The sequence below is a fragment of the Streptomyces alanosinicus genome (genome assembly GCF_014650595.1).
Classification (GTDB): domain Bacteria; phylum Actinomycetota; class Actinomycetes; order Streptomycetales; family Streptomycetaceae; genus Streptomyces; species Streptomyces alanosinicus.
In genome coordinates, this window is sequence record NZ_BMVG01000030.1 from 1 (window position 1) to 21,656 (window position 21,656).

Below are 21,656 nucleotides of genomic sequence, written 5' to 3' on the forward strand. Positions count from 1 at the left end.
GAACACCGACTCCAGGTTGACCTTCTGGCTCTTGAAGTGATTGACCAGCTTGTTCAGCGCCTCGAGATCGGCACCACTCATAGCGACCATGGCTAGAGATCTTTAACGGTCCAGGTTATGGAGGTTGGAGGTCAAGCCCAGTTTTGGCGATGAGTCCCTCGATGAGGCGGGGGCGGTACTGCATCCGTTTCAGCCGCGTCTTTACCAGCGCGGTGAGCTGGTCGAGGCTGTGTTTGGTGAGGTTGGCCAGCGATCATTTCAGGTGCGACCACACGCCCTCAACGGGGTTGAACTCGGGGGCGTACGGCGGCAGCTGGTAGGCGGTCAGCCATGATCGGGCCGTGATCAGCTCGCGCATGGTGCGGCTGACGTGCGTGTTCAAGTTGTCCCACACCAGCACGATCGGTCCGCCGAGCTGCTGGTGCGCGGCGTCCAGCAGGCGGGCGTAGTCGGTCTCCGTGAAACCCTTGCGGCGGCCCTTGGCAGGGCCACGGTCGAGGTGGATGCGGTAGATCAGCCGTGGCCGGTGGCCCGCTTTGGTGCAGATCAGCGCCGCCATCGACACGCGTTTGGTGACTGCCGCAGTGACTCGCACCACCGGGATGTGTCCCCGGCGGCCCCAGGTGCGGCCCTCGGGCGGCCTCAGGCCCTGGCCGGCTTCATCCTCGAAGCAGAGCCAGGCGCCCAAGTCCGCCGCCCTCTTTTTATGACGGGCCACTGCGCCTGTGGCCAGGCGGCAATCTTCGCCTCATCCCGCTCGGTGGCCTTGCGGAAGGGGACCTGCACGCTCCAGCCGATGCGGTGCAGCAACAGGTCCAGCCCGGCCAGGGTGTACTCCACGCCGAACCGGCGGTGCACGATCCTAGCCAGCGTCCAGCACTGGTCACTCCAGCCCGAGGCGGCCGGTCCAGCATCCAACACCGCTTCCAACGTTCGGAGTTGCGCCGCATCGAGCTTGCAGCGGGCGTCGCCGGGACCCTTGGAGGCCAGGGCCTCCCGACCGCCCGAAGCCAACGCCCGCCGCCAGCGGTTCGCCGACATTCGGGTCGCCCTGAACCGCCGGGCCACCTCCCGGTCACTGTCCCCGGCCTCGATCAGGTCAGCGGCTGCAAGCCGGACTTGCTCACGCCAAGCCCGTTCCTCGGCCGTCAACCCACCCCCATCGGGATACCTCATGCCCCCGGCATAGCGCGACCAACGACAGCCGTCACGACCCCGCGTAACCCGCACCGTTAAAGATCTCTAGCCTCGCGCTTTCATAAAGTTCGAGGCTAGCCGGGACGCCGACACTCGGCCGCGCATGCCCAGGCTCGTATTCAGCGGCTGACAGCCTGGGCCTCTTCGACGACGACGTTCTGGGTCTTCCCGAACACACCATTGGGCAAGCCGGTCGGGTTCGGGCGGCCGGTTCCGGTCCAGGTGACCTGCCAAGTGATCGTCGCCTTCAGAGGGAAGGACCCGCCGGCGGACGAACGCAGGTACTTAATGCCGCAGGGCGGGTCCTGGTTCCCAAGTCCCGGGGCCCAAGCCTTGCCGATGGAGCCGTCGTCATTGAACGTGCACTCGCCGCTGGCCGGGTAGGTCGTCGCATCCGGCGTGCCGGGCTCTAACTTCAGCGAGATCGACTTGGCGGTCGTGGTAGCCTGGAGGCTCCACCCCGGTACATTCAGCTCGGCGGTCACCGACACCGGTTTGAAGTTCTTCTTGTCCAGCCAAGCCCAGGTGGGCAGGTTCACCTTGGTGGGACCGGGCGGGGCGAGCGTCACCTTCGTGTCAGGCAACTTGATTTTGTTGTACGCGAGTTGGGCCAGGACCTCAGGGGTGACCGCGTTCTTGACGGTGGGCGTCTCCCCGTTCTTCACCCAGAAGGTAGCGGTGTCACAAGCAAAGGCAGCCGGATCGCCGGCCTTTCCCCGTGCCGGATCCCGCACCGCGTCCCACCACATGCCTTTGCCGGCCTCGGCCTTGTTGAAGTCCTTGTACGGCTTGCCGTTCTGGAAGTGCTCCTTGGCAATGTTGTACGCCTCACCGACCCCGCTGGCTGTGGGGATGTCCCACGCCTCCTGGAAGTGCTTGGCGAACTCGTCGGGGTTCCATTTCGGCTCGTACCAGCATGCAGGTGGCGACCAGTTGGTCATCGGCTCCAGGCCACCGGAGTCGCCCCCTCCGGAACCCCGCGTCGCCCCGTGGAAGGAGATGCGCGAGCCGATGGTCTGACTCTCGCCTTGCTGGTTCTCGCCCGAGAGGTCGAACTGGGAACCGCCCGGCCCCGTTGCAAACGCCAGGTTCGGCGCGAGGACACCTGCGAGGACGACCACGCCGGCGAGCAGCGTGCCGGATCTCTTCAGCGCATGCATGACTGGCTTCCCCTCACGGACGTTCCGACTGTCGTCTGCCAGACGCCCTGGGCGTTCTTCTCCAGGCGCATGTTGTACAGCACGAACGCGTCCTTGCCGGGCGCGGTGTGGTCGACCTTCCCGGTCTTGCGGTTCTTGTTGAACGCCTTGGTCTCGTCCGAGCAGAACACGACCCCGGCTGCGTTCTTGCCGAACAACTCGACCTTCGGGTTGAAGTAAGACGTGGTTCCTGTGAAGCTGAGCTCAGCGTCCTTCCACTTCTGCACCCACTTCACGGTGGAGACGAGGGCTTCGTCCTTGTAGTAGAAGGACATGGCCGACGTGTTGGGATCGCCCTTGAGGATCGCGGCGTTCATGGCATTCTGCGCGCCGCTTGCGTCGGTGAGGACCGCGTCCTTCGTGGCGTCGCCGGTCTTCCAGTTTTCGAAGTCGTCCTTCACGTCTCTCGGCAGTGAGATCGCCGGGCGATCGTCCGAGGCCGACACGCTCGGGCTGGGCGACGTAGACTCCTTCGTGTCGCCGCTCCCGGCGCCCGCGATCTTGCCGCTGTCCTTGGCCTTGGAATCGCTGCTACAGGCGGCCAGCGACAGAGCCGCGGCGCTCGTCAGCGCGGCCACGATAAGCAGAAGACGGCGGTTCACGTGTGACTCCCAGTGAGGCGAGGGGCTTCGTGGTGGACATGACGATACTCAGAGCGCAGGGTGCCACGATGGCGAATGAGTATCGGATGCGGGATCGCGATGTGGCTGATATCGGCTCCATCCTCAGTCACCGAGGGATGGCTGTGCGCCATATTCCATTTCATTGGGACCGCCGCATCCCTGCACGTCAACCAGCTTGAAGGTACCGGGACCCTGAGTCGGCTGAACGGGTTCCCGGAGCAGCTGCAGGACGATCCTGGCGTCCTCGTGCGTTCTTTGCGTGTGGCTGGCATTCGTCCCTCGGGTTGGCGCACGCGAGACTGGCTAGGGGGAATCCGGGAATCGAGAGAGCCACCGTGCCTCTGCGCCAGCTCTGTCAGACCTTTGGGTCGGAGGACGTGGGGACGCAATCCGAACTGACGCTGATGAACATTGACGACTCGTTCTCTACGCCCACGCCGACCCACCATTCGGACTTTGGAGGTTTGCCCCCGACCCTGGCCATTTTCGGGTACGGGGGGTCGAGCGTGTATCCGGCCTTGACGAAGTGCGCCTTCGCCGCGTCCATCACGGGCTGAGAGGCGTTCTTGGGAACGTCGACCTTCAGGACGTAGTCGTAGGTGAACCTGTGCACGCCGGGTGTCTCGGTCGAGCACTTCTCCCAGCTACTGCTGTCGACCGACGTAGTGGCCGATCCGATGGTCGGGCGAACCGCTTCGAGCGTCTCCTGAGCAAGCGACTGTGCCTTGCTCACCACCGACTTAGGGTCAGTACCTCCGACGCCTGACCCTCCACAGCCCGCTGTCGCTGCCAACGCTGCCACGGCGGCGGCCGCGGCTCCCTTCGACAACCGTTCCGTCATCTTCACAACTCACCAATCCAAGAGGTCTTCTCCAGCGTGCAATATGCCCTTGCCGCTGGCCTTCAGATCGTCACCGACATCACCGAGACCGTCCAACGCACCATCCGCATCACCACTCAGGAGGTCACCGCCAGCCCCAACAAGGTTGTCCCCAGCTACCCCCAATGCGTGCATTGAGTCGCCGGCGTGCTCGATTGGCGTCCCCCAGTCATCCATCGCATGACCGGCGTTCTGTAAGACCGCGCCACCTACGTCAATCGGGCTCCATATATTGGGTATCGCGCCGATCTTCTGCTCGGTCGGCATCGCCGTGACCTTCTGGGGCTGGCCGAGCACGATGTTGGTCATGTTGTTCAGGGACGGACCTGCGTCCCAGTACTCACTGTGTGCGTGGTCGACGCCACTCCCGTCGCCGGTGTCGAAGGTCTGACCGCCGAAGGCCGAGGATGTGGGGTCGTTGCCGAACCTGATGTGATGGTCGTCGTGCCACTCAAGCGGATTGAGCGGCACGGACACCTCGGGAACGGGGTCGAACTTCGCCTTGCCCGCCCAGACGTGACTGGGATCGAGATGCAGATCGGATGCCTTGTCGACCGTGACTCCAGGTGACCCCACGAAGATGACACCGTCGGCTTTCATTCCTGCGTGTGCGAAAGCATCACCGATGACGGTCGAACCGTAGCTGTGGCCAATGAGTGTCACATGGCCCGCGCCGATGTGGTTGGGCTTAAGGGAGTTGACAAAGGCTGCCAACTTGGGAGCCCCCGCATCCGCGTAATCCGGCACGGTCGGACCACCGGGAAGGTCGTCCCATTGCGGAGCGTCATAGCCGAGCCAGTAGATTGATGCGGTGGAGTCCGGTTTCTGCGTGTTCGTCGTGCTGTTGAGCGTCAAGGCTCGATTCAAGTCACCCGAAGCACCGTCGAGGCTCGATCCCGTGCCGGGCACATAGACTGCCGTATTGGCCGCGGTGTCCGGGTTTCCATACGAGACTGCGACATGCCCCATGTCTACGTCGTCGAAACCGAGCAAGAACATATCCGGCGTGTACTGCGGATCCTTCGGATTCGTCAAGTGCTTCCACAGCTTCTTAAGCCGCTGCGGGCAGTCCGGCTTCTGCACCGCCGCCTCGAGCCGCAGTCGATTAAGCTTGTCCGCCGCATCGGCGGGCAGCCCTTGAAATGCCGTCACATCATTCGGCGGCGAGGCGTCCGAGTACGCCTGCAGAAACTCCCGGTCGTTCAGGTGCTTACGTAGGTCGCCTTTAACAAGGTTGATCGTTGCCTGGTCCTTGTTCGCGAGCGCTTGCTGGAGCAAGGCTGCATCGGCAGCCCCCATGGAGTACGGCTCGGGGATGCGGACGGTGTTACCGATTCCTGGGCGCTCTTTCTCCAAGGCTGCCCCCAGAGCCTGTCGGCGCTGAAGCATGGGTAACTGGTCATCAAGCCAGCCGCAGATAGCTACCAAGCTGGTCAAAGGCTCGGCATCGATACCGAACCGATCGAATTGGGCCTTGATCGATGATGCGCCGTTCCGCAGCCGCTCCTTATCCCCCTTTAAGGAGTTGATGGTCTTCAGTAAGGCACCCGGGTCGATCCCCGAGAATTCCCCCATACCATTTCTTCCCGTTGAGTCCGTGCGCGTCGGCCATGCCCGTCAGTAGCCCTGGAGGTCCATCCTCATCATCTTAGCCTCAGCAACAGATACCTTGGCCGGGCACTTGGCGATCTCGGCATCAACTGCTGGAATGACTTTGTCGATCAGAGATTTCATGTGTGCACGTCGGCCTTCGAGTTCCGAGTGCCAGGCATCGGCGGTCTTACCCGACCACACTTTTCCCGAGCCGATGTCTTTGGATGTCGTCTCCAGCTGCTTTCTGAGCTCAGCCGTCTGCGTCAGGAGATTGAGCTTCAGCGCCTTCAGAGCAGAAATACGCGGATTGTCCACCTTAGGCTGGCCATCGTCTGCCCCCAAGTGCTCCCCCTCAGGCTCCTGTTGGTGAGTTGCGTCACTCAGCATGATGCCACGGGGAGCCAAGCAGCGTGGGTGGATGCCCCGCCCCTTGTGCACCCACTGCGGCCGCATTAGGGAGGGAACCGATCGGGTCTGCTGCACGATCGGGTGACATCTGAACTGGCTTGCCCTGTAGGGCGGGTGGGAAGGATGTCGCTGTGCCCAAGCCTTATCCGGAAGAGTTCCGCGAGGATGTCGTGCGGGTCGCGAGGAACCGCGGCCCGGGTGTCACGGTGGAGCAGGTGGCCACCGACTTCGGGGTCCACCCGATGACGTTGTGGAAGTGGATGCGCCGGGCGGATATCGACGAGGGGACCAAGCCCGGGGTGACCAGCCAGGAGAGTGCGGAACTGCGGGAAGCGCGTCGGCGGATCAAGCTGCTGGAGCAGGAGAACGGGGTGCTTCGCCGGGCCGCGGCCTATCTGTCGCAGGCACATCTGCCGGGAAAAGGCTCTACCCGCTCGTGAAAGAGCTGGCCGGGGACGGGGTGCCCGTCACGGTTGCGTGCCGGGTGCTGAAGCTCGCCAGACAGCCCTACTACCGCTGGCTGGGCAAGCCGGTTCCCGATGCCGTGCTGGAGGAGGCATATCGCGCGAACGCTCTGTTCGACGCCCACCGCGACGACCCGGAGTTCGGCTACCGGTTCCTGGCCGATGAAGCCCGTGGTGCCGGGGCAGGGATGGCCGGGCGCACCGCGTGGCGGATCTGCCGGGACAACCGCTGGTGGAGCGTGTTCGGCAAGAAGCGCGGCAAGGGCAGGAAGGCCGGCCCGCCGGTGCACGACGACCTGGTCCGCCGCGACTTCACCGCGGATGCCCCCAACCGCCTGTGGCTCGCCGACATCACCGAACACGCCACCGGCGAAGGGAAGCTGTATCTCTGTGCGATCAAGGACGTCTTCAGCAAGAGGATCGTCGGCTACTCCATCGACGCGCGGATGAAGTCCCGCCTGGCCGTGACCGCCCTGAACAATGCTGTTGCCCGGCGTGAACACGTCGACGGGTGCGTTCTGCACACCGACCGCGGGTCCCAGTTCCGGCCACGGAAATTCGTCCGGACACTCGACGGTCACGGGATGGCCGGGTCGATAGGAAGAGTCGGGGCCGCAGGCGACAACGCGGCCATGGAATCCTTCTTCAGCCTGCTGCAGAAGAACGTCCTCGACCGCCGGACCTGGGCCACCCGTGAAGAACTACGGATCGCGATCGTGACCTGGATCGAACGGACCTACCACCGACGCCGCCGACAAGCCTCGCTCGGCCGGCTGACCCCCGTCGAATTCGAAACCGTCATGACTACGCCGGCCCTCCAGGCCGCGTGACCCAACCTGTCACCCAAACCTGCAGCAGACCCGTCAGGCCAGTGCCCGCTATGAAGCCGTCGAGGGTGGCGGACCGGTACTGGGGTCGTTTAGGCCGGTTGCGGACGAGGGCCTCAAGCCGGTCGAGTTCGACCACGGCGAGGTTGGCCAGGCTGCGCTTGACGTGCGCCCGTACCCACTCGACGGGTCGAGGTCGGGCGAGTAGGCGGGCAGCAGGAACACCATCAGCCATGCGCGCTCGGCGATCAGCTCACGCATGGCGTGGGAGACATGGGTGTTGAGCCGGTCCCAGACCAGCACGATCGGCGCCTTGACGAGGTGGTGGACTCCGTCGATCAGCTCGATGAAGTCCCGCTCGCCCATGCTGCGGCGTCTGTCTTCGCCGGCTCGGCGGGCGCGCAGCCGGTGGCACAGCCGGTCCGCGACCCGGGCCGCATGGCGATCAGCCCAGCCACGGACAGGCGTCCCGAGCGTCGGCCGCTCACGGTCACGACCGGGGTAGGCCGCGCCGGCCCCAGGTGCGTCCTTTGGGCGGCCGACAGGTGAAGTCTGCCTCGTCCTCGACGCCCTGCGCGTGGCCGAATCACGCGGCATGCGGCTAGCCGGGCTCCTGAGCATCGGGGACGGCAGCGGTTCGGGAGGGTGCCCGTAGCCGGCGCGCCGTCCGCCGCTACGTCCCATACACCATCCGACATCCCACGGAAGGCGGGATGCGACGCACCGCGAGCGCGGCGGAGAGCCCGCGGTCACGACAGCCCCGGGCGCCACACTCCAAAGTGACCGGGGCCGTCATCTCCTTGAACACGACCAGGCCACAACGCAGGCAGCCGCCTTCGGCGTGGGTGCCCCCGTCGCCTCAGCACCTGACACAGCTGGCGCGGTGCTGCAGGACGCCGGGCATGTCTTCGGTCTTCCCGGTATCTGATATCGCCCAGGGAAACGGCCCGGGGGTGGTGGTCCGACCGTGCGGACCACCACCCCCGGGTCGTGATGCCAGGCTTCTAAGAGCCGGTCGGGTCAGCGAGGACCCACGGTGGCGTGGTGGATGTTCTGGTGGTTGGTGTGCGCGGCCTGGTGAGCCTCGTGCAGCAGGTCCACGATCTTCTGCAGGTGCGGCTTCATCGCGGCCCACTCATGACGGAACTTGTCCGCCAGCGGACCCGTCCAGTACGCCTGGCTCTCGTCAGAGGCAGAGTTCAGACCGGAGAACACCGACTCCAGGTTGACCTTCTGGCTCTTGAAGTGATTGACCAGCTTGTTCAGCGCTTCGAGATCGGCACCACTGATGTTGGACGCCATGGCGAACCGCTCCTCCCCGTATCAAGAACTCTTGCTCACGGACGCGTCATCCGCAGGTGGCACCGTACTCTACGCCACCGTGGCAACGGTCGTTCCGGTGCATTCATCGACAACACACGCCACTCGTAAGCCCGTTGGTTCCCGGGGATCCAGCAGTGGGCGTGGGTGTCGAACCGCGCGGTCGGCAGGAGTTGTGGATCTTCGGTCACACATCGACCAAAGGCAGTCATGTCCGAAGCCCTCTCGTCTAGGGTTCCGGAGACGCCACGGACGGATGGGACACGGGGGACACGGGGGACATGGCAGACCAGGACGACGCTGCGACGTTGCGCGGTCGGGCGAAGAATCTGCGCGAGGCCGCGCGCCAGGCGCGGAGCCTGGCGCCCAGGCTGGGTGGCTACCTCGACGACGTCAGCAGACAGGCCTGCAACGGCATCAACGACTTCGTCGTCCGCAACAGCGAGTGGAGCTCGGCCATCTGGCACGGCCCCTATGCCCAGCAGTGCGCCCAGGCCCTGGTGACCCACCAAGCCACGCTTGAGTCGATGGCCACGGCGCTCATGGCCGACGCCAGCCGGTGGGACGCCGAGGCCACGGATCTCGAGACCAGAGCGAAGGACGCGGACAAGAAGACCGCGTCGGCGGGCGGGAGCCACTGATGGGTGACGGATACGTCGGATTCGACATACCGGGCGTACGCAAGCTCGCGAGCGACCTGGACGGACTCGCCGCACACGCCTCCCCGCTCCACCGGAGCCTGAAGGCCGTCCTGGAGATGGCGCAGACGAACCTGTCCGCGGGCAAAGTCGCTTCCAACGACCCCGACCTCCAGGCGCTCGCCACGCCCCTCGGCGACTTCTCCCTGTTCGGTGGCACCTTTCATCTTCCCGGTGTGCTGACCGGTGAACTCGGCGACATGCAGGCCGACATCAAGCGCCGCCTCGCCCAGTTGGAGGGCATGCGCAAGCTCGCGGACCTGGGCTACCCCGTCGACCCTTCGATGACCTTCGCGGACGAGAAGCCGCCGGACCCGCAGAAGATCCAGGACGCGCTGAAGTTCTTCCGGGAGCACCTCGACAAGGAGGTGGTCGACCGTGGCTTCTACGTCTCGCCCGATTCGGACCCGATCCTCAAGGAGTTCAAGACGCTCACCCCCGCCGAGCTCGATGCGGTGGTCTCCAAGCTGTCGGACGACGATCTGCAGAGGCTGGACCAGCAAGTGAAGGTCTCGTTCGGCAACGGGGACCAGCTGCGACGTGACTGGGCGAACCTGATGTTCAGCAGCGTCTCGGCGACCAACGTGGCCAGGGTCGCGAAGGACATGCCCTGCCTGGAACCGACGATCGACGGTGACTACGGGTACGGGGATGTGAACGGCAACCTCTTCGGCCCGAACGGCGTGGACGTCAAGCACGACCTCGCTCAGGGCAACGAGGGCGACTGCTGGTTCCTGGCTTCCCTGGGGGCTGTGGGCCAGCAGGACCCCCAGTTCTTCCAGAACCACATCCGCCAGAACCCCAACGGCACCTACACCGTGACCTTCTACAGGGACGGCAAGCCCGTGGACGTCACCGTCGACGGAAAACTGCCGGTCAGGTCGGACGGCGGCACCGCGTACGCCGAGGTGCGCGACAACGTGAAGTGGGTGGCGATCTACGAGAAGGCGTTCGCCCAGTTCAAGGGCGGCTACAAGAGCATCGACGGCGGCTGGGGCGACGAGGGTCTTGACGCCGTCACCGGTCAGTCGACCGAGCGGCTCGACTCCGACGATCTCTCCCTGACAGACCTGAAGAGCAAGCTCGACCAGGGGTACGCGATCACGACCGGCAGCAAGGACAACAAGACACTGTGGTTCTTCGGCGGCAGCGACTCCACCGACAACCACCAGATCGTCACCACACACGAGTACGTGGTGCAGCACGTCGACACCGACGCGCACCCGCCGACCGTGACCCTGCTGAACCCCTGGGGGGACAACGGACTCGACGACGCGCAGGTGAAGATCCCGCAGCAGATCACCCTGACCGAGGACCAGTGGCACAAGTACTTCGACGAGGTCGGCACCACGAAGGGCAAGGTGTGATCCGATGACACAGGTTCCGCAGGAGCACCGCCTGGTGCACAGCGGCAGACTGCGCCTCGGCCCCGTCACCCTGGGAATCGTCGCGATGAGCCCGGATCCCGCGGACCGCGCCGCCCGGATCGACGTCGTGGACCGGGCCGCCGGCTTCGCCGACGTGGTGGAGGTCCGCGAGGGCGAGGAGGTCGCCACCGGGCGTCACACCGTCCGCTTCATCGAGGTGTTTCCCGGCGACCGCGACGGATACGTCGTCGTCACCGTCGAGGAGACCGGGCAGACGGCGGACGCAGACACGCCGGGGGTACGACCATGAGCCCCGTCCGCCGCCGCCTGCTCGTCTGGATCCTCGTCCCTGTCACCTTGCTGGTCGCAGGCCTGATCGGTTTCCTGGTGTACTGGGGCCAGACCCCTCCTGCGCTCGGCGCGCACTCCTCGGACGTCTACCGCGTCACCTTCTCCGACACCGGTGGCCACTCGGCCCCACAGGTGCCCACCGCGTTCATCAAGCTCCCCGACGGATCGAAGGTGGGGCTCCAGATCGGCGGCCCGATCCACGGCTCCGGACCCCACCGGGCACTGCTGATGATCCGGCCGCTGCTCCCCAGCGGCTCCTACGGAGACGGCACTTCGTTCCCGGTCGCCCCCGGCGACGTCGTACGGGAGCACGGTCTACGCGTCAAGGTCCTCAAGGTATGGGCCATGCCCGACTGGAAGAAGTCCGCCGTCGACGTACAGGCCGACCCCTCGTAACTCACCGCTGTGTTCTCCTCGACAGCACCGCCATCGGATTGCCTTCCGCAGAGCTGTCCGAGGTGTACGTCAAGTCGCCGTGCGTCGGCGTGAGTTCCACGGTGTGCGGGGCGGGGTCGCAGCCCCCGTGGTTGCCCGTTGCACCGGTCGACGTGGCGACCAGCCTCGTCTCGGTGGCCTTCTTCAAGGTGAGGATGTCGGTGCACACACCGCCGAGCTGGTCGGTCTGGGTCAGGTGGCCGAGGTCTTTGCCGACGGCTGCCGGGTGGACGGTGAGACGGAAGGTTCCGATGGGGAGGTTGCCGTCGAGGGCGGTGGCCCGGCCCTCCCAGGTGCCGAGGTAGCGGGACGGGATCGCGTCGGGTGCCTGGGGGTTGCCGGTGAAGCCGGCGGAGGGCGCCGGTGCCTGGGAGCGGGAGGGGGAGCTTGCCGCGTTGTCGTCGCTGCTGCCCTGACCGGACCAGGAACCCAGCAGCCCGCCGAGGCCCAGGGCGCTCACGGCCAGTGCCCCGGCGACCGCCAGGGCCACCGAGCAGCTCAGCCGGCGGCCCCGACCGCCCGCCACAGGCGCGGAGGCCGCCGACACGCTGACGGAGAGCCGGCCGGGGCGCGGTGCGTCATGCGGCTCCGGTACGGCGGCCGGCGCTTCGGCGGGCGGGCCGTTCAGGTCGGTGGCCGGTGCGGAGGGGCTCTGCTCGGGGGCGACGGGCGGTACGAACGGGATGTCCGCGCCCGAGGCAGGGGACGGGGTTGATGGCGAGTCGAAGGCCACCGGCCCCGAGTGCGCCGTCTCCCCCGTGTCCAGGTTGAGCAGGTGTACGGCGCTGCGGCTGACCTGCTCCACCAGGGGACCGGGCAGCCAGCCGCCGGTGATCAGGCGGGGAGCGCCCTGGGGGGCGAGGCGGTGGCTCACCTCGGCGGGGGCGGGCCGGGCCGCCGGGTCCTTGGCCAGGCAGGCCGGCACCAGCTCGCGCAGCTCTCCGTCCAGGGTGCCCAGTTCGGGCTCCTCGTGGACGACCTTGTAGAGCAGTGCGGCCGAGGAGTCCCCGCGGAAGGGGGGCTCGCCGGTGGCGGCGTAGGCGAGGACCGCGCCGAGGGAGAAGACGTCGGCGGCGCCCGTGATGCCTTGGGCGAGGATCTGCTCGGGGGCCATGTAGCCGGGGGAACCGACCGACACCCCGGTCGATGTCAGGGACGCCGTACCGTCCGTGGCGCGGGCGATGCCGAAGTCGATGAGGAGCGGGCCGTCCAGGGTCAGCAGGACGTTGGACGGCTTCACGTCCCGGTGGACCAGGTCCAGTTCGTGTACGGCCGTCAGCGCCTCGGCGAGGCCCGCGCCCAGGGCCCGTACGGTGTGCGCGGGCAGCGGGCCGGTGTCGGTGACGGCCGCGGCGAGGGAGGGGCCGGCCGCGTAGGCGGTGGCGACCCAGGGCACCGGGGCCTCCGGGTCGGCGTCCAGGACGGGCGCGGTCCAGGCGCCGCCGACCCGGCGGGCGGCCGCCACCTCACGTCGGAAGCGGGCGCGGAACTCCTCGTCCAGGGCGAAGTGCGGGTGCACGATCTTCACGGCGACCGTGCGGCCGCCCGCGCTGCGGCCGAGGTAGACCCGGCCCATGCCGCCGGCCCCGAGCCGGCCGAGCAGCCGGTAGGGCCCGACGGCGACCGGCTCGTCCACGTCCAGCGGCTGCATGGCGCGTACCCTCCCCCAACGCCCGGGATCCCAGCTCCCGGAACCCCGGCCCCGGAACCCCGGCGGCTGTGCCCCCGAGGTCCCTACCCACGGATGCCGCACAGAAGCCTAGGGCCTGTACGACGGATCCCCAGGGCCTCACGACCGCAGCAGGTCGACCTTCACGTCCGCCGGGAAGCCGGTCGTCGGGCCGACGCGGCGGGCGAACTCGGCGACGGCCTCCAGCTGTGGGCTGCCGAAGCTGAAGTCGAGGGTGGTGAAGTACTGCGCCAGGGTCGTCTCGTCGAAGGCCTCCCAGCGGGCCGCCTGCTCGGCGACCTTGCCGACCTCCTCCAGGGAGAGGTCGCGGGAGGCGAGGAAGGCCTCGTGGATCTTGCGGGTGAGCTCCGGCTCGCGCTCCAGGTACTCCCGGCGGACGGCCCACACCGCGAAGACGAACGGCAGGCCCGTCCACTCCTTCCACAGGGCGCCGAGGTCGTGCACGTCGAGGCCGTAGCGCGGTCCGTCGTGGAGGTTGGCGCGCAGGGCGGCGTCGCCGATGAGGACGCCGGCGTCGGCCTCCTGCATCATCAGGCTGAGGTCGGGCGCGGAGGTGTAGTACGCGGGCTGTACGCCGTAGCGCTCGGCGAGCAGCAGCTGGGCGAGCCGGACCGAGGTGCGGGAGGTCGAGCCGAGGGCGACCTTGGCGCCGTCCAGCCGGTCCAGCGGGAGCTGCGAGACGATCACGCAGGACATCACGGGGCCGTCGCAGCCGACCGCGATGTCGGGGAAGGCGACCAGCTCGTCCGCGTGCTTGAGGAACTCGACCAGGGTGATCGGGGCGATGTCGAGCTCCCCGCGGACCAGCGTCTCGTTGAGCTTGTCCGGGGTGTCCTTGGTCAGCTCGAAGTCGAGGAGGGTGCCGGTTCTCGCGAGCCCCCAGTAGAGGGGCAGGCAGTTCAGGAACTGGATGTGGCCGACGCGCGGCCGGGTGCGAGCATTGTCCACATCGCGAGACTAGACCCCGGGGGCCACGGGGCCGGGACCGACCCCGCCGTCAAATGGCGCAACGGCCGTTCAAACATCCGGGTGACGTGATCTTGACCCCTATTGCATCCGGCCCCCCACGTGCTAGGCTCGCCGCAAGTTGCAGTTTGGTTTCCCTTGCAGTACAGAGCCTGCGGAGCATGTGACCGCGGGCTCTCGTCGTTTTCAGACGAATGCAGTTGTGCAGCACCGTTTCGCACGTGCAGGTTCTGGAGCAGGGCAACCCTTTTTGAGCCCAAGGAGGGCTTATGGCTACCGGAACCGTTAAGTGGTTCAACGCCGAAAAGGGCTTTGGCTTCATCGCCCAGGAGGGCGGCGGCCCCGACGTCTTCGTTCACTACTCCGCGATCAACGCGAACGGCTTCCGTTCGCTTGAGGAGAACCAGGCGGTGACCTTCGACGTGACGCAGGGCCCGAAGGGTCCGCAGGCGGAGAACGTCACCCCCGCCTGATCACTGCCTGATCGCAGAACCTGAGAGCAGTACCCAAGGAGCCCCACGCCGTTTTCGGCGACGGGGCTCCTGCCTTTCCTGTGAATTCTCTCGGCCGGCGGGGCCGCGCCTCAGGCCGCCTTCCGCCAGATCGTGAGGTCCCCCTTCAGGAAGGCGATGTCCGGCACCGCGGTGGACTTGACCTCGATCACGAACAGCCCGACGTCGCCTTCGGCGTCCTTCATGCAGATCTCGGTGCCCGCCGCTGCCGCGGCCAGCGACCAGCTGTGGTACTTGCCGCTCCCGAGCATGAGACGGCACTCGTCGAGGGTCGTGCCGTGTCCGCCGAAGATCTGGACGAACGCGGTGCTGTCGCTCTTCAGCTCGCAGCCGGTTGTCCGGCAGTCGAAGCGGATGTCCCCCTTGCGGTCGTTCCGCGCGGGGTCCTTGCTCTGGAGGCTCAGCGAGGTCTTCGCGTCCAGCCACACCAGGGGGAACCCCTCCGGCCGCGCCTCCTGGGGCGAGGCGGCCTGGGACGCACCCCCACCCTCGCCCTCACCCTCACCGGTCCCCCGGGCCGACGAACCCACCACGCCCGAGGAATCCGACGAGGAGCCGGGCGCGGACGCCGACGAGGAGGACCGTGCGGCCGGTCCCGTGGCGGACGTCCTGGAGCCCGCCGCGTCCCGGTCGCCGCGCCGGTCCTTGGCGTCCAGGAGCGACCAGGCCGCAGCCGTCACCAGCAGCGCGCCCCCCGCCACACCGGCGGCCGTGATCAGCGCCGTGCGCCGTCTGCGGGCCTTGCGCTCCTGAGGCGTCAGCTGGGTCGGCTGCATCGGATACACCGGCTGCGTCGGCTGCGTCCACCCGACCTGCGGCTGCGGGAAGGCCGGAGTCGGCTCGGGCACCGGCGCCGGTATGGCGACCTCCGGCCCGGCGATCTCCCGCCACACGGACGGCCCCCCGCCCGCGTCAGCGCAGGCGTCGGCGCCCGCGCCCAGCCGCTGCCGGCACCACTCCATGACCTCCGCCGGAGTGGCCCGCCGCGCCGGATCGGCGGCCAGGCACCGCGCCAGCAGCGGCCGCAGCGGCTCGGGCAGCAGGGACAGGTCGGGCTCGGAGTGCACGATCCGGTACAGCACGTTGAGGGCCGCCCCGTCCCCGTACAGGGGCCTGCCCAGCGCCGCGAACGCCGCGGTCTGGCCGAGCGCGAAGACATCGGTCGCCGCCGTCACCTCACCCCCCGACGCCTGCTCCGGAGCCATGAACGAGGGCGTGCCGATCGTGCTCCCGGTCGCCGTGTACGAGGTGCCGTCGGTGGCCAGCGCGATACCGAAGTCGATCACCCGCGGCCCGTCGGCCGCCAGCAGCACGTTCGACGGCTTCAGATCCCGGTGCACGATGCCCTCGGCATGGATGGCCTGCAAGGCCTCGGCCACGCCCGCCATCAGCCACAGCAGCGCCGGCACCGGCAGCGGCCCGCGCCGGGCCACGGCCTCCGTCAGGGACGGACCGGGCACGTACAGCGTGGCCAGCCAGGGCGGTACGCCGTCCGCGTCCCCGTCGATCAGTTCGGCGGTGTAGGCGCCGCGGACCCGCCGGGCCGCTGCGATCTCCCGGCCGAACCGCCGCCGGAACCCCGGATCGTCCGCCAGCTCCGGCCGCACCACCTTGATCGCCACGGGCCGGCCGCCCTGCGTGTGCGACAGGTAGACCCGGCCCATGCCGCCCGCCCCCAGCCGCGCGGCGAGCCGGTACCCGGCCACGACGGGCGGGTCGTCCGCCTGGAGCGGCTGGAAGACCTCTCTCTCCTGGTTCGTCGCGTGGTTCGTCGCATGGGTCACTCGGCCCACTACCCCCCGTACACACTGCCTCGGTCAACACCAGCAGCCTAGACGGCGTTGTCAGTGCGGTCCGTTACGGTCCCTCCACATGACCGCCACCGAGGAATTCCTGACCGCCACCCGCGCCTTCTACGACACCGTCGCAGAGGACTACGCCGACCACTTCCGGAACCCGCTGAGCGACAAACCCCTGGAGCGGGCGCTGCTCGCCGCGTACGCCGAGCAGGTCGGCCCGGACGGGCCGGTGGCCGACCTCGGCTGCGGCCCCGGCGCGGTCACCGCGCATCTGGCCGGCCTGGGCCTGTCCGTGTTCGGCCTGGACCTGTCCGAGTCGATGCTCGCCATCGCCCGGCGCGAGAACCCCGGGATCCGCTTCGAGCAGGGTTCGATGCTGGAGTTGCCCGTCGGCGACGGTGCGCTGGCCGGTGTCGTGTCCTGGTACTCCAGCATCCACACGCCTGTGGACCGGCTCCCGGACCTGTTCGCCGAGTTCCACCGAGTGCTGGCGCCGGGGGGCCGGGTCCTGCTCGCCTTCCAGGTCGGCGAGGCCCCGCGCCACATCGACCATGCCTGGGGGCATGACGTGGTACTGGACTTCCACCGTCGCCGCCCCGAGCGGATGGCGGAGCTGCTGTCCGGCGCCGGGTTCGTCCTTCGGTCCAGCACCGTGCGCGAGCCCGAGGACGAGGGGATCGCGGCGTCAGTCCCGCAGGCGTTCCTCCTCGCCCAGAAGGAAGGCTGACCAGGCGGCCGGGGTCACGGTGAGGTGAGCGGCGGCGGGTTGCTTCGAGTCGCGGATGTGGACGGCGGTGGGGTGGGCGGCGGCCTCCAGGCAATCGCCGCCTTCGCCGCCGCTGTACGTGGACTTCCGCCAGTTGTAGGCGAGTTCGAGGCACTGGCCGCCTTCGCCATCGCTGTAGGTGGACTTATGCCAGTTGTAGGCGAGTTCGACGCACTCGCCACCTTCGCCGCCGCTGTAGCTGGACTTGAACCAGGCGAGTCTCTCGGTGTTCATCGCTCTCCCAGCAGTTTCTCAATCAGGGCCAGGGACTCCATGGGAGTGAGTGCCATCGCGCGCATGATCCCATAGCGGTCTGCGATCTTACGGACTTCCTCCGGTTCGGTGATCAGCCGTGGGTAGCCCTGAACCTCTACGTAGGCGACCTGGGCCCGCTTCTTGGGCGTCAGCAGGTTGAACGGGCCGTCCATGTTGGGGTGTTCCGTCTGCACGAAGGGCATCACCTGAATCTCGACGTTACGCCTGCCTCCGATCCGCAGCAGCTGGCGAAGCTGGCCCTTGTGCACTTCCGAGCCACCGATGAGGCGATGCAGGATTGCCTCTTCCAGGACATAGCCACACATCGGCAGCGGCCACTGCTCAAGAACCTGCTGGCGCGCCAACCGGTCGGCCACTCGCTTCTCAATGGCATCTTCGTCCAGCAGGGGGCGACGGCGGGAGAACACCGCCCGCGCATACTCCTCCGTCTGCAACAGACCAGGCACGCCCTGGTTCGCATAGAAGTGCAGCTCGACGGCCTCCGCCTCCAGCGCCGCATAACTCCTGTACCACTCCGGATGCCTCGTCCGCGCCTTCGCCATCGCCTCCTCTACCTCCGGGATGACCGCCTTCAGGAGCCCGCCCGCCTTGAGGATGTCGTCCGCCTGCCTCAAGAAGTCCGGCCTCGGCGTCCGTACCCCCCTCTCCATCGCCGAGATCTGGTCGGGGCCGTACCCCACCAACCTCCCGAACTCCGGCTGGCTCAGCGCCGCCCGCTCCCTCAGCAACTTCAGCTGCTTGCCCAGGAGGACGAAGACCCCCACCGCCCCGTTCTGCTCCGCGGGCGTCTCCGGCCTTCGCTCCGTCTCCTCCGTCACGCCACCCTCCACCGACTACCCGTACACCAGACGTACCGCTCCCGTACGATTACGCACAGTCGCGGGAAACCTCCTGGTCAGCGTAGAGAGAAGCGACCACGCTCGGTCACGTGAATCTGGAAATCTCCACCCCCACAAACGAACTCAGCCAACGTCTCAGCGCCACGCCCCGCGGTGCCCGTCTGGCCCGGCGACTCACCGCGACCCAGCTCGCCACCTGGGGATACCCGCATGACAGCGACGCGAGCCACACCGCTCAGCTCCTCGTCGCCGAACTCGCGGCGAACGCCGTCACCCACGGTCGTGTGCCGGGCCGGGACTTCGAGCTGAAGCTGACGCTGCTGCCGGAGAAGGACACCTTGCGCATCGAGGTGAGCGACACCCGGGGGGACCGTGAACTGCGGTTCCTGGACGGCGGGTCGGAGGACGAGCACGGCCGCGGACTGGTCGTCGTCTTCGTGCTGTCGGCCAGGTGGGGTGTGGCCCGGCGCACGGTCGGCAAGACGGTGTGGGCGGAACTGCCGCTCACCTCGCGGCGGCGACCGTGTCCGCGAAGGCCCGTGCCGGAGGGCTGAGGGCGTCCCAGCGGCGGACGGCCCAGCCGACGGGGAGCGGGCGCAGGCCGGGGAGGGGGATGAGCCGCAGGTCGCCCTCCCCCGGCACCGGAAGCCCGGGTACGGCCGGTACGACCGCCCGCCCGACCCCCAGCTCGGCGAGGAGCAGGGCCGTGTCCCAGTCGGCGACGCTCGTGTCGTACGCGAACCGCACCCCCAACTCGTCACACGCGGCGTCGAGATGGGCGGAGGAGGTGGAGTTCGGGGGGAGCCGGATGAGGCGGACGTCCCGGAGTGCGGCAGGGTCGAGGTCCGGCCGTCCTGCCAGGGGGTCGTCGGCGCGGACGGCGAGCAACCAGGGCAGTTCCGCGATCGTCCGCTGCTCGATGCCGCGGACCGGCGGGCCGATGGTGACCCAGGCGAGGTCGAGGGTGCCTTCGGCGAGGGCGTCGAAGCTGCTGCGCCCCGAACTCACCGTACGGAATTCGAGGTTGACCTTGGGGTGCCGGCGGCGGAAGGCGACCACGGCGTGGGACATGAAGTGCCGGACGGTGGTCGCACCGGTGGCGACGCGGACGTAGCCGCTGTGGCCGTCGATGAGATCGCGCAGTTGCCGTATCGCGAGATCCAGGCCGGAGATCCCCTCGGCCGCGGCGGCCTCCAGGATGCGCCCGGCCCGGGTGGGGACGACTCCGCGCGGCTGGCGTTCCACCAGTGCCACCCCGGTCTCCCGCTCCAGCCGTTTGACGTGCTGACTGACGGCGGACTGGGTGCAGCCCAGGTCCCGCGCGACGGAGCTGAGGCTGCCCGCGCGGCACACGGCCACGAAGACACGGAGATCGTCCAGGGTCACGAGATCCAAGCTAACACTTGGAGTTGATGAGTAAATCCAAGGATTGACTAAGCATCAGGTGCGTACCAGGATCAAGGGCGGGCCGCGACCGACCCAGGCGGCAACCCGCTCCCCGTCTCGCCGAGTCCGGACGACGCGGGGTCAGCGAGGAGCGGGTGTCGACCCTCACCCGAGGGCGCGGACGGCGACCTCGATCGCCGTGCCCATACGGGCCTGGTCATGGCCCGCGCGTTCCCGTACGCGCAGCCCGAGCACCGTCGTGAAGAGCAGCTCCACCGCGCCGTCGATCTCGAGACCGGCGGGCAGCTCCCCCTTGCCCCGCCCCTTGAGCAGCAGCGCCCGCAGCGCCTGCCGGGTGACCTCGAACGCGGCCTCGGTGCGCTCGCTGATCCGGGCGTCGGCGGTGCCCAGTTCCGTGGCCGTGTTGACCACGAAGCAGCCTTTGCCGGGTTCGCCGTCGGGCGGGCAGGTGACCAGCCAGAGCATCCAGTCCCGCAGCACCTCGCGGATCGGCCGGTCGTCGGCGGCCAGCAGCCGTTCCGCCTGAGCGGATTCGGTGGCCCGGTAGTGGTCGAGCGCGCGCAGGAACAGCGTGTGCTTGTCGGTGAACGTCCGGTACAGGCTGCTGGGGGTGAGTTTGAGCTCGTCACCCAGGTCCCGTACCGACGTGGCGTGATAACCGCGTCGCCAGAACAGCTCGGTCGCCCTGACGACCGCGTCCTGCTCGTCGAACTGTCGGGGTCGTCCCATGCCCCTCATCCTACCCGACTTGTGGAGCGATCGTTCCCGTACTAGCCTCGTTCTCGTATGGGAGCGATCGCTACCAAATATGAAGGAGACTCCGGTGACGACGGCAGAACAGTCCGCCGCCCAGGCGACCCAGCCACAGAACGCGCAGAAGAGCCGGTGGCTCGCCGTCAGTGCGGTGGCCCTGGGCACATTCCTGCTGGTGACCGCCGAGCAGCTGCCGATCGGCCTGCTGACCCCGGTGGGCAAGGCGCTGTCGGTCTCCGAGGGGACCGCCGGCCTGATGGTGACCGTGCCCAGCATCGTCGCCGGTTTCGCGGCACCCGTGGTGCCGGTGGTCGTCGGCGCCCTGGACCGACGGGTGCTGCTGCTCGGCCTGATGGCGCTGATGACCGCGTCCAACGTGGTCTCGGCCGTGGCCCCGAATTTCGGCGTACTCGTGGCGTCGCGGGTGCTGGTCGGCATCGCGATCGGCGGTTTCTGGGCCATCGCCAGCGGCCTGGCCGTCCGGCTGGTGCCCGGTGAGGACGTGCCGCGCGCCACTGCGATCATCTTCGGCGGCGTCGGCGCCGCCAATGTGTTCGGTGTCCCGCTCGGCACCCTGGTCGGTGATCTCACCGGCTGGCGCATCGCCTTCGCTTCGCTGAGCGCGCTCGCGGTCCTCACGCTGCTCGCCCTGCTGGCCGTACTGCCCCCGCTGGCCGCGGACCAGGCCATCCGCCCCCGGCTGCTGCTCGAACAGCTCCGCAACCCGGGGGTGCGCGTCGGCATCATCGCGACGGCCCTGATCGTGTTCGGCCACTTCTCGGCCTACACGTTCGTCAGCCCCGCGCTGCAGAAGCTGTCGGGGATCGACGAGAGCTATGTCGGTCCGCTGCTGTTCGGGTTCGGTATCGCGGGCATGATCGGCAACTTCGCGGCCGGCTCGGCGCTGTCACGCCGGGTGCACCGCAGCGTGCTGATCATCGCCGTGGCCCTGACGATCGCGATGCCGCTGTTCCTCCTCCTGGGCCGCACCACGATCGGCGGCGCCGTCCTGCTGATCGTCTGGGGCCTGGCCTACGGTGGCGTCTCCGTCGGCCTGCAGACCTGGATGATCAAGGCCGCCCCGAACGCGGTGGAAGCCGCCTCCTCCCTCTGGGTGGCGGTCTTCAACCTCGCCATCGGCCTCGGCGCCCTGGCCGGCGGTGTCATCGTCGACAGCATCGGCCTGCGGGGAGTCCTCCTCCTCGGCGGCGCCTGCGCCCTCCTGGCCGCCCTGTCCCTCGCCGGCGCCCGCACCAACGAGAGCGTGCGCTAGGGCTGTCCGGCGG

The 21,656-nt window shown here is 68.0% G+C and carries 22 protein-coding genes and 2 pseudogenes; 9 read left to right on the forward strand and 15 right to left on the reverse strand.

The annotated features are described in order from the left end of the window. Nucleotides 1–115: 115 nt before the first annotated feature. From IE277_RS50160 to IE277_RS35480, 6 genes and pseudogenes are all read right to left on the reverse strand, one after another. Nucleotides 116–1,176, reverse strand: a pseudogene (locus IE277_RS50160) (IS630 family transposase). Nucleotides 1,177–1,316: 140 nt separating this feature from the next. After that, nucleotides 1,317–2,357 carry a hypothetical protein gene (locus IE277_RS35460; RefSeq protein WP_229882198.1) on the reverse strand — a complete coding sequence of 347 codons (1,041 nt, stop codon included), beginning with the start codon at nt 2,355–2,357 and terminating at the stop codon, nt 1,317–1,319. Further along, nucleotides 2,345–2,974, reverse strand: a complete 630-nt coding sequence (locus IE277_RS35465; protein ID WP_229882199.1) for a hypothetical protein — start codon at nt 2,972–2,974, stop codon at nt 2,345–2,347. The genes IE277_RS35460 and IE277_RS35465 overlap by 13 nt, the downstream gene beginning before the upstream one ends. A gap of 400 nt (nt 2,975–3,374) precedes the next feature. After that, the gene (locus tag IE277_RS35470) at nt 3,375–3,755 is read right to left on the reverse strand and encodes a hypothetical protein (protein WP_189957862.1); all 381 of its coding nucleotides are present in this window, start codon (nt 3,753–3,755) and stop codon (nt 3,375–3,377) included. A 114-nt stretch (nt 3,756–3,869) separates the two neighbouring features. Beyond that, nucleotides 3,870–5,474 (reverse strand): alpha/beta hydrolase, encoded by a 1,605-nt coding sequence (locus IE277_RS35475; RefSeq protein ID WP_189957863.1) that lies wholly within the window; start codon nt 5,472–5,474, stop codon nt 3,870–3,872. Between the two features lie 42 nt (nt 5,475–5,516). Further along, entirely contained in the window at nt 5,517–5,879 is a 363-nt protein-coding gene (locus tag IE277_RS35480) for a hypothetical protein (RefSeq protein ID WP_229882200.1), read from the reverse strand. A gap of 152 nt (nt 5,880–6,031) precedes the next feature. Here IE277_RS35480 and IE277_RS35485 point away from each other — a divergent pair. Continuing rightward, nucleotides 6,032–7,194, forward strand: a protein-coding gene (locus IE277_RS35485; RefSeq protein ID WP_189957864.1) for an IS3 family transposase whose coding sequence is annotated in 2 segments (ribosomal slippage) — nt 6,032–6,316 and nt 6,319–7,194 — 1,161 coding nt in all. Because the reading frame shifts where the segments join, the coding sequence is not laid out codon by codon here. Here IE277_RS35485 and IE277_RS49315 read toward each other — a convergent pair. Together IE277_RS49315 and IE277_RS35495 are read right to left on the reverse strand one after the other, a co-directional pair. After that, nucleotides 7,169–7,764: pseudogene (locus IE277_RS49315) on the reverse strand (transposase); the annotation flags it as partial. The gene IE277_RS35485 and the pseudogene IE277_RS49315 sit on opposite strands and share 26 nt — an antisense overlap. A gap of 447 nt (nt 7,765–8,211) precedes the next feature. Then, nucleotides 8,212–8,493 (reverse strand): WXG100 family type VII secretion target, encoded by a 282-nt coding sequence (locus IE277_RS35495; protein ID WP_189957865.1) that lies wholly within the window; start codon nt 8,491–8,493, stop codon nt 8,212–8,214. Between the two features lie 299 nt (nt 8,494–8,792). On the opposite strand from IE277_RS35495, the gene IE277_RS35500 reads away from it, so the two are divergent. Genes IE277_RS35500 through IE277_RS35515 form a run of 4 tightly spaced genes read left to right on the forward strand, consistent with a single transcriptional unit; the run spans nt 8,793 to nt 11,323 of the window. Then, a complete protein-coding gene (locus IE277_RS35500) occupies nt 8,793–9,152 on the forward strand; it encodes a hypothetical protein (protein ID WP_189957866.1) in 360 nt (119 codons plus the stop codon). Then, complete coding sequence (locus tag IE277_RS35505; RefSeq protein WP_189957867.1) at nt 9,152–10,576, forward strand: C2 family cysteine protease; 1,425 nt, start codon at nt 9,152–9,154, stop codon at nt 10,574–10,576. Before IE277_RS35500 ends, IE277_RS35505 begins: the two co-directional genes overlap by 1 nt. Before the next feature lie 4 nt (nt 10,577–10,580). Further along, complete coding sequence (locus tag IE277_RS35510) at nt 10,581–10,886, forward strand: hypothetical protein (RefSeq protein ID WP_189957868.1); 306 nt, start codon at nt 10,581–10,583, stop codon at nt 10,884–10,886. Beyond that, nucleotides 10,883–11,323 carry a hypothetical protein gene (locus IE277_RS35515; RefSeq protein WP_189957869.1) on the forward strand — a complete coding sequence of 147 codons (441 nt, stop codon included), beginning with the start codon at nt 10,883–10,885 and terminating at the stop codon, nt 11,321–11,323. The genes IE277_RS35510 and IE277_RS35515 overlap by 4 nt, the downstream gene beginning before the upstream one ends. A gap of 1 nt (nt 11,324) precedes the next feature. Here IE277_RS35515 and IE277_RS35520 read toward each other — a convergent pair whose 3' ends face one another. Both IE277_RS35520 and IE277_RS35525 read right to left on the reverse strand, forming a co-directional pair. After that, the gene (locus IE277_RS35520; RefSeq protein WP_189957870.1) at nt 11,325–13,013 is read right to left on the reverse strand and encodes a serine/threonine-protein kinase; all 1,689 of its coding nucleotides are present in this window, start codon (nt 13,011–13,013) and stop codon (nt 11,325–11,327) included. A 138-nt stretch (nt 13,014–13,151) separates the two neighbouring features. Then, entirely contained in the window at nt 13,152–14,000 is an 849-nt protein-coding gene (locus tag IE277_RS35525) for a menaquinone biosynthetic enzyme MqnA/MqnD family protein (protein WP_189957871.1), read from the reverse strand. Nucleotides 14,001–14,287: 287 nt separating this feature from the next. Between IE277_RS35525 and IE277_RS35530 the strand changes: the two genes are divergently transcribed. Beyond that, nucleotides 14,288–14,491 carry a cold-shock protein gene (locus IE277_RS35530; RefSeq protein WP_003948780.1) on the forward strand — a complete coding sequence of 68 codons (204 nt, stop codon included), beginning with the start codon at nt 14,288–14,290 and terminating at the stop codon, nt 14,489–14,491. A gap of 110 nt (nt 14,492–14,601) precedes the next feature. Here the strand turns inward: IE277_RS35530 and IE277_RS35535 are convergent, their stop codons facing one another. Beyond that, nucleotides 14,602–16,314, reverse strand: coding sequence for a serine/threonine-protein kinase (locus tag IE277_RS35535; RefSeq protein WP_189957872.1), 1,713 nt, complete (start codon nt 16,312–16,314; stop codon nt 14,602–14,604). An 88-nt stretch (nt 16,315–16,402) separates the two neighbouring features. Between IE277_RS35535 and IE277_RS35540 the strand changes: the two genes are divergently transcribed. Next, nucleotides 16,403–17,056 (forward strand): class I SAM-dependent methyltransferase, encoded by a 654-nt coding sequence (locus IE277_RS35540; protein WP_189957873.1) that lies wholly within the window; start codon nt 16,403–16,405, stop codon nt 17,054–17,056. Here IE277_RS35540 and IE277_RS35545 read toward each other — a convergent pair. Together IE277_RS35545 and IE277_RS35550 are read right to left on the reverse strand one after the other, a co-directional pair. Continuing rightward, complete coding sequence (locus tag IE277_RS35545) at nt 17,015–17,329, reverse strand: DUF397 domain-containing protein (RefSeq protein ID WP_189957874.1); 315 nt, start codon at nt 17,327–17,329, stop codon at nt 17,015–17,017. The genes IE277_RS35540 and IE277_RS35545 overlap by 42 nt on opposite strands. Beyond that, a complete protein-coding gene (locus tag IE277_RS35550; RefSeq protein ID WP_229882202.1) occupies nt 17,326–18,189 on the reverse strand; it encodes a helix-turn-helix domain-containing protein in 864 nt (287 codons plus the stop codon). Before IE277_RS35550 ends, IE277_RS35545 begins: the two co-directional genes overlap by 4 nt. Nucleotides 18,190–18,299: 110 nt before the next feature. On the opposite strand from IE277_RS35550, the gene IE277_RS35555 reads away from it, so the two are divergent. Then, the gene (locus IE277_RS35555) at nt 18,300–18,764 is read left to right on the forward strand and encodes an ATP-binding protein (RefSeq protein ID WP_189957876.1); all 465 of its coding nucleotides are present in this window, start codon (nt 18,300–18,302) and stop codon (nt 18,762–18,764) included. Here the strand turns inward: IE277_RS35555 and IE277_RS35560 are convergent. Beyond that, complete coding sequence (locus IE277_RS35560; RefSeq protein ID WP_189957877.1) at nt 18,715–19,596, reverse strand: LysR family transcriptional regulator; 882 nt, start codon at nt 19,594–19,596, stop codon at nt 18,715–18,717. The genes IE277_RS35555 and IE277_RS35560 overlap by 50 nt on opposite strands. 165 nt (nt 19,597–19,761) lie before the next feature. Further along, nucleotides 19,762–20,346, reverse strand: a complete 585-nt coding sequence (locus tag IE277_RS35565; RefSeq protein ID WP_189957878.1) for a TetR/AcrR family transcriptional regulator — start codon at nt 20,344–20,346, stop codon at nt 19,762–19,764. A 94-nt stretch (nt 20,347–20,440) separates the two neighbouring features. Here IE277_RS35565 and IE277_RS35570 point away from each other — a divergent pair, with 94 nt between their 5' ends. Continuing rightward, a complete protein-coding gene (locus IE277_RS35570; protein ID WP_189957879.1) occupies nt 20,441–21,643 on the forward strand; it encodes an MFS transporter in 1,203 nt (400 codons plus the stop codon). Nucleotides 21,644–21,656 lie beyond the last annotated feature (13 nt).